Here is a 14,734-nt window from a genome sequence, read left to right on the forward strand (position 1 = left end):
GGGTTCGTCAGGCACACATGTGCCATCCGGGGGATGCTACGGCGTGGGCCGGGCCGCGCCGGGGCTCTGGGTCGATTCGGCGTCAACCGTTATGAGACCGGGACGAAGGGGCGTCGCTCAGGGATTTCCCTCAGACGCTCAGTCGCGCTCGACGCGGGTCCACTCGCCGGCTGCGGCGAGGGTGAGCAGCGCGGTGCCGTGGCGGACCGCGCCCTCGTCGACGACCAGGTCGCCCTGGTGCAGGTCGAAGGTGCGGCCCCCCGGTGTGCGCGTTCCCAGACGGGCCATCGCGCCCTCGGCCTCGTGGAGCATCCAGGCGAAGTCCTCTCCACCGAGGCTGTGCGGGGTCGGGACGGGCCGAAGGCCGGCGGCCATGGTGGCGCGTCCCAGGGCAGCCACGGCCGAGGCGTCGTTGACGACGGGTGGTACTCCCCGGACGTGGTCGATCGCCACGGCCACCCCGTAGGGAGCCGCGACCTCCTCGACCACCTCGTGCAGGAGGTCACCGATCTGCTCCCACAGGCCGACGTCGAGCATCCGCACGGTGCCCTGCGCCAGCCCCGTGGACGGGATGACGTTGATCGCCTCACCGGCACAGACGCGGCCCCAGACGAGGACGAGACCGGACCGGGGGTCGACGCGGCGACTGAGCACGGCCGGGACGTCGGTGATGACCTTGCCGAGGGCGTAGGTGAGGTCCTCCGTGAGGAAGGGCCGCGAGGTGTGTCCACCCCGGCCGCGCAGCGTGACGGTCACCTGGTCGGCGGCTGCGGTGAGGGCGCCTTCCCGCAGACCGATCTCCCCCACGTCGAGCGAGGGGTCGCAGTGGACGGCATAGACCGTGTCGACCCCGGACATCACGCCGGCCCGGACGAACTTCATCGCCCCTCCGGGCATCCGCTCCTCCGCGGGCTGGAAGACCAACCGCACGGCGACGTCGCGGGCGGCCAGCTCGTCGGCCACCTCCGCGAGCGCCAGTGCGGCCCCGAGGAGCGCCGTCGTGTGGACGTCGTGCCCGCAGGCGTGGCAGGCACCGTCGACGGTCGAGCTCCAGTCGAGGCCGGTCCGCTCGCGCACCGGCAGCGCGTCGATGTCGCCACGCAGCGCGACCCGACGCCGAGGCGACGTCGCGCCGAGGTCGACGACGAGACCGGTCTCGCTGACGGAGCGAGGCTGCAGCCCGGCCTCCTCGAGCCGCTCCCGCAACCGCTGGGTCGTGCGGTGCTCCTCGAAGGAGAGCTCCGGGTGCGCATGCAGGTCCCGACGAAAGGCGATCAGCTCGGGCAGGAGCCGATCGATGACGCCGAGCAGCGTCGGGGCGAGAGGGGCAGTCATGGCGAGGGTGACTCTACCGACCCGGTGCCCCGAGGGTCGTCAGGCGTCGTCAGACAAGATCGGTGCGCCCCTCGGCCGTGAGCGCCTGGACGACGAGCTTGACGTCCTGCGCCCGCTCCCGGCTGGTCACGAGCAGGGCGTCGTCGGTCTCGACGATGACGACATCGTCGAGGCCGACCACGGCGACGAGACGGCCGGACCCGGAGACGACGAGCCCGCCGGCGTCGATCGTGCGGACCTGGTCGGGGTCACCGACGACGGTCATCCCCCCTTCGCCCGGAGGGAGCAGACCGGAGAGGGACTTGAAGTCGCCGACGTCGTCCCAGTCGAAGCCGCCGGGAACGACGGCGACGAGTCCCTCGTCCGCCGCGGGTTCGGCGACCGCGTGGTCGATGGCGATCTTCTCCAGGCCGTCCCACCGATCGGCAAGGAGCGAGGGGTCGGCGGCGATCTCCCGCAGTCCGGCGGCCAGGTCCGGGTGCCACCGGGCCAGGAGGTCGAGCAAGGTCGTGGCACGGACGACGAACATCCCGGCGTTCCAACGGAACTCGCCCGTCGCCAGGTACGAGGCGGCGCGCCGGGCGTTCGGCTTCTCGACGAACTGGCGCACGCGCCTCGCGCTGCGGTGGCCGGGCAGGCGCGGTCCCATCTGGATGTACCCGAAGCCGGTGGCCGGGTAGGTCGGCTCGATGCCGATGGTCACGAGCCGATCGCCCTTGGCGGCCACCTCCACCGCCTCGACGACGGCCTTGGAGAACGCCTCCTGGTCACCGATGACGTGGTCGGCGGCGAAGGAGCCGATGATCGCCTCCGGTTCGCGGCGCTCGAGCACCGCAGCGGCAAGGCCGATGGCCGCCATCGATTCCCGCGGCGAGGGTTCGGTGAGCAGCAGGTCCCTCGGCAGGTCACCCACCTGCTCCCGGACCGCGTCGGCGTGGGCCCCACCGGTGACGACGAGCACGCGATCGCCCGCGAGCTCGCGCAGCCGGTCGACTGTCGCCTGGATGAGGGTGCGACCGCTACCGGTGAGGTCGTGGAGGAACTTCGGCGAGTCCGCGCGGGAGACCGGCCACAGCCGGGTCCCGGCCCCCCCGGCCGGCACGACGGCCCAGAACCGGTCAAGGCCAACTGGTGAGGTCATGGCCCGCACCGTACCCGTAGCGCCCAGTGGTCACCTGATGATCACCTGACACTCCCCCGGAGGTCACCCCGGCCCACCCGGACCACGAGACGGTGAAGGGGTGCGAGTGGCCATTGCGACCGAGTCCTTCCTGCCGAGCCTCAACGGCGTCACGACGAGCGTCTGCCGGGTCGCGGAGTCCCTGCGCGAGCAGGGCCACACGGCGATGATCATCGCTCCGGGGCCCGCCCCGGCGACCTTCGCCGGGCACGTCGTACGCACCCTTCCCGGGCTCCCGGTCCGCGGCTTCCGCGCCGGGCTGCCGACGGGTGGTGTGCGCCGGGCGCTGCGCGACTTCCGGCCCGACGTCGTGCACGTCGCCTCCCCCTTCCTCGTCGGGGCCCGGGGTCTGCACCACGCGGAGGGCTTCGACCTGCCGACCGTGGCGATCTACCAGACGGACATGCCGAACTACGTCCTGCAGCACGGTCGGGGCGCGCTCGGCCGGGGCGCCTCGACCCTCACCTGGGAGTGGATCCGGCGGATCCACTCCCGGGCGGACCTCACCCTCGCGCCGAGCCGGCCCACGCTCGAGGAGCTGCGGGCGCACCACATCCCCCGCACCGGCCTCTGGGGACGCGGCGTCGACACCCGTCTCTTCACCCCCACGTGGAAGGAGGACCCGCAGACGCTCGCACTCAAGCGCGCGCTGGCCCCGAACGGCGAAGTCATCCTCGGGTACGTTGGGCGCCTCGCCCCGGAGAAGGAGCTGCACCGGCTCGCCGAGCTGGCCCACCTGCCCGGCACCCGCCTCGTCCTCGTCGGCGAGGGCCCGAGCCGCAACGAGCTCGGTGCCCGCCTCGCCGAGGCCGTCGCCCGCGCGCCGGGGCGCCCCACCCTGCCCCCCGCCTTCCTCGGGCCGCGCACGGGGACCGACCTCGCCCGCGCCTATGCCTCGTTCGACGTCTTCGTGCACACCGGGACGAAGGAGACCTTCGGCCAGACCCTCCAGGAGGGTGCCGCGACCGGGCTCCCGGTGGTCGCCCCCGCGGTCGGCGGTCCGCTCGACCTCGTGGACCACGGCAGGACGGGGTACCTCTTCGATCCGGAGGTGCGCGGCGACCTCACCCGATGGGTGTCCGAGCTCGTGGAGTCACCGGGTCTGCGCGAGTCGATGGGCTCGGCCGGACCGACGGCCGTTGCCGGTCGCTCCTGGGACGCGCTGACGACCCAGCTGGTGGGCCACTACGAGCAGGCGATCGCCGCACGGGCCGCGTGAGGCGGCACGCCACGGTCAGGCCCGCTCAGTCTCCCGGGGTGGCGAAGACCAGGAGCCAGTCCTCGTCGCCATCGGCGTTCTCCCCCGGTGTGCGGTAGCTGCGACGGACGTCCGTCGGACGCTCGCGGCCGCTCGAGGGATCGACCCACGTCGCCTGCACCCCGTCGGCCAGGGCGTCGGTGTCGATGGTGACCGTCCGGGACGTCGGGACATAGACCACGGCGGCTGCACCGTCCGGGGCCACCGCCGCCGTCGCGTGGTCGTTGGCCAGCACGTCCTGCGTGCGGCTCTCCCGCGTCACCGGCTCTCCCCGACCACCGGTGAGGAAGTCTCCCGTGAGGTCCGGCACGAGCTGCCACCACGGCAGGGCGGCGACGGCGTCGCGCACGTGGCCGACGTCGGCGAGGCCGGGAGAGTCCAGACGCGATCGCCACTCCGGGAGGAACTGCCAGTCGTCGGAGCCGTAGAAGTCCCCGGCCGCGCCGCTGGTCAGCGCCCACGCCGTCTGGCGGCGCAAGGTCTCGTTGGTCGTCTCCTCGTCGCCGGTGTTGTTCTCCCGCTCGTAGTTGCCCTCGCCGAAGATCGTCGGGATCGGCGGGTCGTATCGGTAGGCACGCTCCACGGACTCGTAGGTCGGGCCGTAGGTGTAGACGAAGTTCCAGTCGACCCGGTCGCGCCAGAAGGGCTGGTCGGTGGTCGTCATCGGCTCGGCAGAGCCGAGCTGCATCGCGAAGGGTCGCCCGTCCCCCGTGGCGCGGATGCCGGTGAGCACCCCCTCGACGCACCGGTCGATGTCGGTCCCGGTGGTGCGCTCGGGCAGGTAGTCCCCACCGGCCATCCACAGGACATTGGGCGCACCGGCGAAGTGCTCGGCCACCCGGCGCCCGTAGCTCGTGCACTCCTCGACGTCACGGGGGACGAGCGAGCTGTCGATGGTCCAGGAGTCCACGGGGTAGAGCAGCACCGTGATGCCGTGCTCCTCCGCCGAGCGCACCACGGCGCGCGCTCGCTGCCAGTACTCGTCGTTCCACTCCGTGAGGCCACCACCCTCGACGAAGGGGGCGACCCCGTCGACCGTGGCGCCGTCGTCGCTGGGCCCGCCGTTGGCGACCGACCCCAGCAGGGAGACGATGACCGCGTTGACCCCGCGCTCCTCCCGGTCGGCGAGGTAGGACTGCGCCTCCTCGGCAGACAGGTCGGTCAGCAGCGACCAGGGAGAGTCACCGCGCACGAGGATCGGGTCGCCGTGCTGGTCGCGAAAGGAGCGGCCGTCACTGCTGACCGAGGTGACGAAGGGAGCCTGCCCCGCCGGCGGCGACGTCCGCGGCGACGATGTGCTCGATGGCGGCGTGGTGGTCGGCGGCGCGCTGGAACCGTCGTCGTCCGACCACGGTCGTCCGGCCACGACCACGGCGATGATCACGGCGAGACCCGCGGCCACCAGTAGCCATCGGCGCACACCCACAGGCTACGCCGCGGGCGCCGCCCGGGGAGGTCTCCGGGACCCGCTCATCAGCCCGGGCCCGGGAGGCGACCTCACGGTGAGGGCTGCAGACGCTCCCCGCCGAGCGTGAACTCCACCGCGGGACGCCACACACCGTCGGCGCCGTGGTCGTAGAGGTGGAAGCTGCTCACCTCGAAGCTGGCCTCGAGGTCGGCGAGGTCGGCGAAGGACCGGTCGAGTGCCTCGTCCTCGATCGCGTGGGCCACCGTCACGTGCGGGTGGTAGGGGAACTCCAGGTCGCGCGACACCGGTCCGCGCCGCACCGCCTGCTCCAGGCGCTCGCACATCGGGATGCCCTGGGCGACCTGCACGAAGACCACCGGGCTGACCGGCCGGAAGGTGCCGGTGCCCCGCAGCTGCACCGTGAACGGGCCGTGGTGGGCCGCGATCGTCTCCAGGTGGAGAGTGAAGCGCTCCATCTGCTCCGGCGGGATCTCCGTCGGCGGCATGAGCGTGATGTGTGGCGGGATCGAGCGGGCCATCGGGTCGCCGACGTCCTCCCGGTGCTGCTGCAGCCGGCTGCCCCAGGGCTCCGGGACGGCGATCGACACCCCGTGCACAGCCATGCTCAGCGCCCCGCGGGGAGGAGGCCGACCCGCTCGTACACGCGGTCTCGGGTGGCGGCAGCGACCTCGGAGGCACGGGCCGCCCCCTTCGCCAGGATGGAGTCGAGCTCGCCCGGGTCGTCCATGAGCTCGGCCATGCGCTGCTGGTAGGGCTCGAGGGCCCCCACGACCACGTCCGCGACCTCCTGCTTGAGGTCGCCGTACCCCCGGCCGGCGAAGTCGCTCTCGAGGTCGGCGATCGTGCGACCGGACAGCGCAGAGTGGATCGACAGCAGGTTCGACACACCCGGCTTGGCCTCCGCGTCGTAGCGGATCTCCCCGTCGGCGTCGGTCACGGCGGAGCGGATCTTCTTGGCGATGCGCTTGGGGTCGTCGAGCAGCGAGATCAGGCCCTTGTCCGAGGAGGTGGACTTGCTCATCTTGCCGGTGGGCTCCTGCAGGTCCATGATCCGCGCCGACTCCGTGAGGATGTGCGGCTCGGGCACGACGAGCGCGTCGCCGAAGCGGGCATTGAACCGATCGGCGAGATCGCGGGTGATCTCGAGGTGCTGACGCTGGTCGTCCCCGACCGGCACGCGCTGGGCGTCGTAGACGAGGATGTCGGCCGCCATGAGGATCGGGTAGGTGAAGAGTCCGACGTTGGCGTTGTGCCCCTTGGCCGTCTTGTCCTTGAACTGCGTCATGCGACTCGCCTCGCCGAAGCCGGTCTGGCAGGAGAGGACCCACATCAGCTCGGTGTGCTCGCGCACGTGGCTCTGGCAGAAGATCGCCGAGCGCTCCGGGTCCACTCCCCCGGCGATGTACTGGGCCGCGGTGACGCGGGTGCGGCGGGTGATGTCCGCCGGATCGGTCGGCAGGGTGAGCGCATGGAGGTCGGCGACGAAGTAGTAGGCGTCGAAGTCCTCCTGCAGACCCACCCAGTTGACCAGCGCGCCCAGGTAGTTCCCCAGGTGAAGGGAGTCGCTGGTGGGCTGCATCCCGGAGAGGATGCGCGGCTTGGGTGCGGCCTGAGCGGGATTCATGCGCGTCATTCTGTCAGGCGCTGCGCGCGCGGCTCACCGCAGTCGAGCCGCGTGGTCCGGGGCCTCGCTGAGCATGGCCTCGGCCTCGTCTCGCATCCGTTCGACGAAGCGTTCGAGGGAGAAGGTGTCCACGTGGGTCCGGATCGCGACCGGGTCCCAGGTGCGGTCGCGGTTGGCGACGACGGCCTCGTGGATCGCCGCGGACGTCGGCTCCTCGAAGAAGGCGCCGTTGACCCCGGGCTCGATGCTGTCGAGGTAACCACCGGCGTGGAGTGCCAGGGTGGGCCGGCCGAAGGCCCCGGCCTCGAGCGGGGTCAGTCCGAAGTCCTCGTGGCTCGCGGCGATGAGGGCGCCGGCGTGGGAGTAGGCCCAGCGCATCTGCGCGTCCGACAGCATCGAGACGATGGTGACGTTGTCGGGGGCGCTGGCCCGCAACCGCTGCAGGAGCGGACCGTGTCCCACGACCACGAGGTGCTCGGGCAGGTCGCGGAAGGCGTCGATGACGAGGTCGACGTTCTTGTACGGCATCAGCCGGGACACGACGAGGTAGTAACCCTCCGCCACGTCGCGCAGGTCCTCGATCGGCTCACGGTCGCCGGTGGTGTCGACGGTGAAGGGGGGAGCCAGGACGTTCGCATGGATCCCGTAGCTCTCCTTGATCCGGTTTCGCACGACCTGCGAGTTGGCCAGATAGGCATCGCCGGTGGCGGCCGCCCGCTGGTCCCACCCGGTCAGCCACCCGCGCAGGACCAGCAGCGCCACACCCACCCCTGACCGTCGTGGGTCGTGCCCGAGATAGCGCTCGCTCTGGTAGAGCCAGCGCGCCGGTGCGTGGCAGTAGACGAGCTTGAGTCCGGACGTGGGGAATCCGTGCGCCCAGCCACTGCTCGAGGCGATGACGAGGTCGGCGTCGATGTGGAGCCGGTCGCTCGCCCTCGGCAGGAAGGGCAACGCCACCCGGTGGTTCCGTCGCAGGGCACCGAAGCGGTTCAGCGAGGAGGCGACGATGTCGATGTCCTCGAACTCCGGGAAGGTCCCGGCCGGCTCGTAGAGGGTGGTGTGCACCCTCGCGTCGGGAAAGGCGTGCGCCAGGGCCAGGACGACCCGCTCCGCGCCACCGCGCTGGGTGAGGTAGTCGTGGGCGATGGCCACACGCGGCCGTGACCGGCCGGCGACCTCGCGCCAGGCGCGGGTGATCGTCTCGACACTCGTCGCGATACCCAGCTCCGTGCGGGCACGCTCCCACCCCGCGGCGCCGCGACACTCGGCCTCGACGGGATCGGAGAGGGCGAGGTCCATCGCCTCGGCCAGCTCCTCGACGTCACCGGGCTCGACGAGCCAGCCGACCGGCGAGGGGCCACCTCGGACGATCTCGGGCACCCCACCGGCGCGGGTGGCGATGACGGGCACCCCGCGGGCCATCGCCTCGGCAACCACCTGACCGTAGGGCTCGGGCAGCGGTGACGCGTGCACGGCGAGGGTCATGGCGTCGAACTCCGCCACCGGGTCCTCGGTGAACCCCGCGAACTCCACCCGGTCCGTCAGGCCCAGGCGCTCGACCTCGCGACGGACCTTCGCTTCGTGCTCCTCGTGGCCGAACATCGGTGATCCGATGATCCGGAAGGTCACGTCGGGGTGGCGCCCGGCGACGCGCGCGGCGGCGCGGACGAACTCGAGCTGACCCTTGGTCGGCGAGATCCGGCCGACGATGCCGACGACCGGTCGGCCGGGTCGGGCACGTGGCGCATCCGCGATGTCCTCCGGGGCGAGGCCGGGGTGGGCCACGACGAGACCGCGCGCGCCGGGCATCGTCGCGGCGGTGGCGCGGGAGTTCACGATGACGCGGCGCGGGGCCGTGGCGCCGACCCGGCGCATGAGGTGCACGAGCGGGCGCGGCAGGTAGTCGGGGGTGATCCGGTCGTGTACGTGCCAGACGAGGGGACGGCGGGCCAGCCGCGCCGCCGGCACCCCGATCAGGTCGGCCTTGAGAGAGGTGGTGTGGACGACATCGGCATCGAGCTCGCGGAGACGGGCGGCCAACCGGGCGACGAAGGGAGCGACTCCGACCGCCCTTCGCGCGGCCGAGGTGGCTCCGGCCAGCTCCCCACGACCGGCCGTCGCCAGGCCCTCGCCCAGCGGGAGGACCTCGACGGTGTGCCCTGCCTTGCGCAGGCGATCCACCAGGGGGCCGTCAGCGAAGAGGATGACATGCGGCTCGACGTCCGTCCGGGAGACCACGGCATCGAGCAGGCGCAGGAGCGCCAGCTCCGCCCCCCCGAGCTGCGCGGTGTGATCGAGGATCGCGACGCGGACGGGTACCGGTACGTCCAGCGGCTTCTCCATGATGCCGGAGTGTACGTGCGGGCGATTCCCCGCTCGTACCGATCGTCCGCGGAATCGCTACGCTCCCCCGTGACCCATGAGGCGTTGTCGGGAAGGATCCAATGGAGCGCACACCAGCCAGAGTTGTTGGCGTGGATGCTCTGCGGGCGATCGCGGCCCTGGCAGTCTTCTTCTCCCACATCGTGGGGTACTGGCAGCTCACCGACCTCCCCCTGCGACTGCCGGAGCTCTTGTCGCTCGGAGCCCAGGGCGTGGACCTCTTCATCGTCATGTCGGGATTCGTCCTGGCACTCCCCGCGTTCCACGCACACCGCCAGCTGCGCAACCGCAACTTCTTGGCCCGGCGGGCGATCAGGTTGCTGCCGTCCTACTACGTCGCGCTCGCGTTCGCCTCCGTCATCGCACTTTCGCCGGCGGCGACGTGGATCGTCGCGGAAAGAGCCCGGCCCGGTGACGTCGCTTGGCACGTCGTCTTGCTCCAGACGTGGAACCCGGAGCGGCTGGGGGCGATCAACGGCTCCTTGTGGAGTGTGGCCCTCGAGGCGCAGCTGTACCTGACCTTCCCCTTCTTGATCTTCGTCTGCCGACGGTGGGGTTGGGTTCCCCTCGTGGTGACGACTGCGTCTGTCTCGATCCTGCTCACGCACTTCGACCTGCCAGGGTTTCTCGGCGCAGCACTCACCGACGAGCACAACCTGCCCGTGCGACTCGTCCAGTTCTCGGCAGGGTTGGCCTGCGCCTGGATCGTCACCCACCAGCAGGTCCCCGACCGACGCCTGCTCTGGCCGATGGCACTGGCAAGTGGGTTCCTCGCCGTGGCCTGGACGACGGCCGACCTGGAGACGGGCAGAGCGGTGGTCTGGGCCCTCCCCTGCGCCGCGCTCATCCTCCTCGTCTCCGGGTCCGCGGGCGGTCGGCTCTCCATCACTCCACTGGAGCGCTGGGGACTCGCGTCCTACAGCTTCTACCTGTTGCACCAGCCCATCGTGCTCATCGTTGGCCACCTGCTCCGTCCGCAAGTCCCCCACGATGTCGCGGCTCTGCTCGTCGGCACTGCCATCGCCCTGCCGACCACGGCCTTGGCTGCCTGGCTGCTCTACGTCGTGGTGGAAAGGCCCTCTCACCGATACGGCAAGCGCCACTTCTCGATCTTCGCGGCCGAGTCCGTGAGCTCGAACGCGCCCCCACGACCCTGATCCCGACGAGGGATCACCGACGACCCGAACTCCAGCGACCGGCTTGCTGCTCGAGCCATCTCGGAGCGCGCCCGTAGCGATGTCGCAGCTGGCAGCAGACGGCGACTGCCACCACCGCTGCACGACGAGCGGCATCCCGACGCTGCCCGCGTCGCCACCGGCCGACCGGGTCCGGTGCGACGTGGTGCCGCAGGAAGCGGCAGCGCTGCAGCAGTGAACCGTTGATGCGGTCTCGGATGAAGAGCAGCCCGTTGCGTGAGTAGTAGAACAACCCAAGGTAGGAGTACGCACCCGTGAAGGACGCCGACACCTCATGGTGGATGACGATGCCCTGATCGACGAAGAGGTCGACTCCGGCAGCGCGGGCGCGCAGGCTCCAGTCAGAGTCCTCGAAGTTGAGGAAGTACCTCTCGTCGAAGAGCCCCACCCTGAGCCAGGTGTCCGCCTCCGCGGTCACGCAGCATCCGGCGAGTACGTCGGTCGGGCGCCTGCCCGAAGCGTCACGGGGCGCGTGCACCAGCTCGGCGTTCGACAGGTGGCGCGCCAAGCCGGTCCGGTCGTCGATCGCCCCGCCGCCGAACCACACCTCATCGCTGCCGTCGGCATAGTGCACCTCCGGGCTGACGGCTCGGCCACCCGACGCCGCCGCAGCAAGAGCGGCGATGGCCCCCCGTGGAATGATCGTGTCGTTGTTGAGGACCGTCACTGTCTTGGCGCCGTTGCCGATGGCCCATCGCAGGCCGGTGTTCATCCCCCCGGCGAAACCCAGGTTGTCCTGGTTCTGGATGGTTCTCACTCCCGGCCACCGCCTCTCCACGGAAGCCACGATGCCGTCGTGAGATCCGTTGTCGACCACGAGCACCGCTGCCTCTGGCGACCCCTCCACCAAGGACGCCACACAGCGTTCAGTGTCGTCCCGGCCGTGGAAATTGAGCACGACGACGACATGTTCCTCGACGCCCATCACCGTCCCATCTGCCGTGTCCGCTCTGCCGCGTCCGCTCTACCGTGTCCGCGGTGTCACACTAGGCGAGAGCCGAACCACCGTGCGCGTGAGGACTGCAGATGGCCTTCAAGACCTTCATCAAGAGCCTGGCGCCCGAGCCCGTACTCCGTGTCGCCGCGTGGCGTCGAGACGTCTGGGCCGACCTACGGCTGCGCTTCTTGAGCGAGGTCGGCACAGTCCCGTCCCACCGACTGCGCAAGGCGATCTACCGGCGGGCCGGTATGAGCATCCCCGACTCCTCCTCGATCCACTGGCGGGCGGAGTTCTACGCCCCCGAGGGGATCGTCATCGGGGAGCACGTGACGATCGGGGACACCTGCTTTCTCGATGGACGCTCCGGGTTGAGCATCGGCGACAACGTCAACCTCGGCAGCCATGTGCGCATCTACACGCGAGAGCACGATGTGGACTCCCCGACGTTCGCGGAGACCGGAGACCCCGTCGTCATCGACGACCACGCGTGGGTGGCCAGTCACGCGATCCTGCTCCCCGGAGTCGTCATCGGACGCGGAGCAGTGGTTGCGGCGGGGTCGGTGGTGACCAAGGACGTCGAGGCCTACACGATCGTCGGCGGCAACCCGGCTGCACGCATCCGCCGCCGGACCACGGATCTTCGCTACCAGCTGGGTTACGCCAAGCGCTTCGTCTGAGGTGACCCACGGCCGCCGGCACCGACGCGGTCGCGAGGATCCAGGATCTCGGGTGCGATCGTCAGCGGTTGCAGCCGGGGCCACAGCCCGTCGGCGAAGGGGTGGAGGTTGCGCTGCCACCGCCACGTCCACCGCGCCGACCACCACCGGGTTCCGAAGTACACCATCCCCGTCGCGCCCGACGCGTGACCCCAGCTGCGGATCTTCTGCAGGATCTGCCGAGGCGAACGGCCCCATGAGTTGTGCAGGATGACTTGGTCGCTCTCGACGACTTCGATGCGCACCTCCCTGGGTCCGGGCGTCTGCCTGATCTGCAGGGAATGCACGTCGCCCACCACGACGCACCGGGCGATGGCGCCCACTCCCGGACGCCGCCCGTCCGCGAGCTGGGCCCGGGGCTGCACGAGGACGCTACCGGGGTACTCGACAACGGGTCGTCCTGCTGGGCTGCATACCGCAGCGAAGGTGGTCGCAGACAACCGGCGGTACAGCACGCGCATCGGCCACTCGACCCCGACGACGTCCGAGGGCGCCCTCTCGAGCACGCCCAGGAGCGCAGCAGGGTCGGGCAGGACCTCGTCATTGTCGACCTGGAGGACCCAGTCGACGCGCCCGGCCAAGGCGTCGAGCCCGGCCTGCCGCTGCGCGGTCTCGGCCCGCATCGGTTGGGCACGGTCCTCCCACGCACCCTGAACATGACGGGCGATCCCCCGGACGTCGACGTCGCCGATGATCTCGAGACACTCGTCGACGGGAAGGGGCCGGCCGGTCCATCCGGTGGCATCCGTCGGCACGAGCACCACCAGTTCATCGAGCAGGTCGTAGTACCGACGCAGACTGGACCGCAACCAGACCGGGTCCCCGGGCAGGAGGTAGGCCCCGAGACGAGAGGTCATGAGCAGCATCCTGCCAGTCCCGGTCATACTTGCTGAGGCTCCGAGCAGCCGACACCAGGAGACGACGATGATGGAGCCGAGCGACCCGGCGCGCGTGAGCCTCAACAGCGCGCAACTTCAAGACCGCGCGGTCAAGGGCGTGGCATGGACCATGCTCCACACGGTGCTGGCCGTTCCGATCATCTTCGCCGTCAATCTCCTCCTGGCGCGGGTCCTGGAGCCCGAGGGCTACGGACGGCTGGCCTACCTCACGAGTCTGCTCGCCATCGCCGGGAGCATTCTCGCCCTGGGGCTCTCTTCCGCGATGATCCAGTTCGGAGCCAAGGCCCACGCCGCGGGACGGGTGTCCGAGGTCCGCCAGATCCTCTCCGCTTCCCAGGGCTTTCGCCTCCTCGTCGTCGCACCTCTGCTCACGCTGCTGGTCCTGTGGCTGGTCGACGTCCCTGTCGCACTGCTCGTCCTCGCAGTTCTCTTCGGCGTCTGGGTCCCCGCCGCGCTCGACGGGGCCACGGTCGCCCTCTACATCGAGAACAAGAGCGCCGCTGGAGCTCGGGTGGCAATGCTCTCCAACGTGCTGGTGCAGACGGGTGTCGTGGCAGCGGTGCTGTGGGTTGGCACAGCCGATTCGGTCTGGGCCGCACGAGCCGTGCTGTCGGCGGTCGTGATCGCGCTGGCCTTCCTCGTGATCTCTCCGGTCTACCGGCGAGCCGTCCTGCGGCCACGGCTGCCCCGTGGCTTCCCCCCGGGCTTCTGGCGGTTCGCCCTCCCCACGGGCGCGGCCGCGCTCATCGGGGAGCTGGCGCTCTCCCGGACCGAAGTGATCTTCTTGGCCTGGCTCTCCACTCCCGAGCAGGTCGGCCTCTTCGCGTTGGCCTTCGGGGTCAGCGCACACGTCTTCGGTCCCGCCCACGCCCTGACCGGCCCGCTCATCCCCGCAGTGGCAGGTCTGCGCGAAGTCGGCCTCGCGCACGTGCGCAGCGCCTTCTCACGGACCCTCCGCGCGGCAGCCGTGGTCGTCGCCGTCCTGAGCGCCGGCGCCCTGCCTGCCCTGACCGCCCTGGTCCCCCTCCTCTACGGTCACGAGTACTCCGAGGCGGCGCCCGCACTACTGGTTCTCGGCATCGCGGCCGGACTCTCGGTGATCGCCGGGCCGGTCACGGCCTTCGTCATGGCGCGTCTGTCGGCTCGGCGGCTCCTGATGGCCAATCTGAGCGCTCTCGGTGTGGACGTCGCCCTGGCACTGGCCCTCATCCCTTCGCTCGGCCTGTGGGGAGCGGTCGTGGCGAACGGGTGCGCGATGCTCGTCCAGCTGGCGATCCTCGTGGAGAGCGAGCGACGAGACCTCGGGATGCCCGCGTGGGCGGTCCTGACCATGTTGTGGCCGGTCCTCATCGGGAGCATCGCCAGCGCCCTCACCTGGTGGGCGGTGAGCTCCTTGCACTGGTCTCCCGTCCCGACGGCCGTCGTCTCCTCGGGCGGAGCTCTACTCGCCCTCTGGGTGGGGCTGCGCTTGACCAACTCGGGTCTCGAGATCGAGGACCGCGACGCGATCCTGCGCAATGTCAGCGTCCGACTGGTACCGGCAACCCGTTGGGGATTGGACCGGGTGACCCGGCGCTGACGGGTCTGCTGAGGATCCTCGGGCGGACGCCTGTCGAAGACCGGCACCACGGGGGTCAGCGGGTCTCGCCAGGACGCCGGTACGTCGCGACTGCGGTCCGGCGATGCGTGGAAGACGACTCACGAGGTCGCTTCCGTCGAGGGCGACCTCCGACAGGTCCCCAGGCACCTCGTCGGTGTTCCACTCGCGACCAAGG

The 14,734-nt window shown here is 70.7% G+C and carries 12 protein-coding genes; 4 read left to right on the forward strand and 8 right to left on the reverse strand.

The window, feature by feature from the left end:
• Positions 1-138: 138 nt before the first annotated feature.
• Together ACR9E9_RS14925 and ACR9E9_RS14930 are read right to left on the reverse strand one after the other, a co-directional pair.
• The gene (locus tag ACR9E9_RS14925) at positions 139-1,335 is read right to left on the reverse strand and encodes an amidohydrolase (protein WP_435199827.1); all 1,197 of its coding nucleotides are present in this window, start codon (positions 1,333-1,335) and stop codon (positions 139-141) included.
• 49 nt (positions 1,336-1,384) lie between these two features.
• On the reverse strand, positions 1,385-2,476 hold the full coding sequence (locus ACR9E9_RS14930) for a mannose-1-phosphate guanylyltransferase (protein ID WP_435199829.1): 1,092 nt from the start codon (positions 2,474-2,476) through the stop codon (positions 1,385-1,387).
• Positions 2,477-2,576: 100 nt separating this feature from the next.
• Between ACR9E9_RS14930 and ACR9E9_RS14935 the strand changes: the two genes are divergently transcribed.
• The gene (locus ACR9E9_RS14935) at positions 2,577-3,734 is read left to right on the forward strand and encodes a glycosyltransferase family 4 protein (RefSeq protein ID WP_435199831.1); all 1,158 of its coding nucleotides are present in this window, start codon (positions 2,577-2,579) and stop codon (positions 3,732-3,734) included.
• A 25-nt stretch (positions 3,735-3,759) separates the two neighbouring features.
• Here the strand turns inward: ACR9E9_RS14935 and ACR9E9_RS14940 are convergent, their stop codons facing one another.
• The 4 genes from ACR9E9_RS14940 to ACR9E9_RS14955 form a co-directional block, all read right to left on the reverse strand.
• Positions 3,760-5,193: a DUF4038 domain-containing protein gene (locus ACR9E9_RS14940; RefSeq protein ID WP_435199833.1), complete on the reverse strand. Its 1,434-nt coding sequence runs from the start codon at positions 5,191-5,193 to the stop codon at positions 3,760-3,762.
• Positions 5,194-5,270: 77 nt separating this feature from the next.
• On the reverse strand, positions 5,271-5,804 hold the full coding sequence (locus tag ACR9E9_RS14945; protein ID WP_435199835.1) for a 2'-5' RNA ligase family protein: 534 nt from the start codon (positions 5,802-5,804) through the stop codon (positions 5,271-5,273).
• Between the two features lie 2 nt (positions 5,805-5,806).
• The gene (trpS, locus tag ACR9E9_RS14950) at positions 5,807-6,835 is read right to left on the reverse strand and encodes a tryptophan--tRNA ligase (RefSeq protein ID WP_435199837.1); all 1,029 of its coding nucleotides are present in this window, start codon (positions 6,833-6,835) and stop codon (positions 5,807-5,809) included.
• 24 nt (positions 6,836-6,859) lie between these two features.
• On the reverse strand, positions 6,860-9,169 hold the full coding sequence (locus tag ACR9E9_RS14955) for a glycosyltransferase (protein ID WP_435199839.1): 2,310 nt from the start codon (positions 9,167-9,169) through the stop codon (positions 6,860-6,862).
• A gap of 131 nt (positions 9,170-9,300) precedes the next feature.
• On the opposite strand from ACR9E9_RS14955, the gene ACR9E9_RS14960 reads away from it, so the two are divergent.
• Positions 9,301-10,365: an acyltransferase family protein gene (locus ACR9E9_RS14960; RefSeq protein ID WP_435199841.1), complete on the forward strand. Its 1,065-nt coding sequence runs from the start codon at positions 9,301-9,303 to the stop codon at positions 10,363-10,365.
• Between the two features lie 13 nt (positions 10,366-10,378).
• Here ACR9E9_RS14960 and ACR9E9_RS14965 read toward each other — a convergent pair whose 3' ends face one another.
• The gene (locus ACR9E9_RS14965; protein ID WP_435203671.1) at positions 10,379-11,329 is read right to left on the reverse strand and encodes a glycosyltransferase; all 951 of its coding nucleotides are present in this window, start codon (positions 11,327-11,329) and stop codon (positions 10,379-10,381) included.
• Between the two features lie 101 nt (positions 11,330-11,430).
• Between ACR9E9_RS14965 and ACR9E9_RS14970 the strand changes: the two genes are divergently transcribed.
• Positions 11,431-12,021, forward strand: a complete 591-nt coding sequence (locus tag ACR9E9_RS14970) for an acyltransferase (RefSeq protein ID WP_435199843.1) — start codon at positions 11,431-11,433, stop codon at positions 12,019-12,021.
• On the opposite strand, the gene ACR9E9_RS14975 is transcribed toward ACR9E9_RS14970, so the two are convergent.
• Positions 12,000-12,917 carry a hypothetical protein gene (locus ACR9E9_RS14975; RefSeq protein WP_435199845.1) on the reverse strand — a complete coding sequence of 306 codons (918 nt, stop codon included), beginning with the start codon at positions 12,915-12,917 and terminating at the stop codon, positions 12,000-12,002. The two genes, ACR9E9_RS14970 and ACR9E9_RS14975, sit on opposite strands and share 22 nt — an antisense overlap.
• A gap of 67 nt (positions 12,918-12,984) precedes the next feature.
• Between ACR9E9_RS14975 and ACR9E9_RS14980 the strand changes: the two genes are divergently transcribed.
• The gene (locus tag ACR9E9_RS14980; protein ID WP_435199847.1) at positions 12,985-14,538 is read left to right on the forward strand and encodes a lipopolysaccharide biosynthesis protein; all 1,554 of its coding nucleotides are present in this window, start codon (positions 12,985-12,987) and stop codon (positions 14,536-14,538) included.
• Positions 14,539-14,734: the final 196 nt, after the last annotated feature.

Source organism: Janibacter sp. GS2 (genome assembly GCF_051200835.1).
In the GTDB taxonomy this organism is placed as follows: domain Bacteria; phylum Actinomycetota; class Actinomycetes; order Actinomycetales; family Dermatophilaceae; genus Janibacter.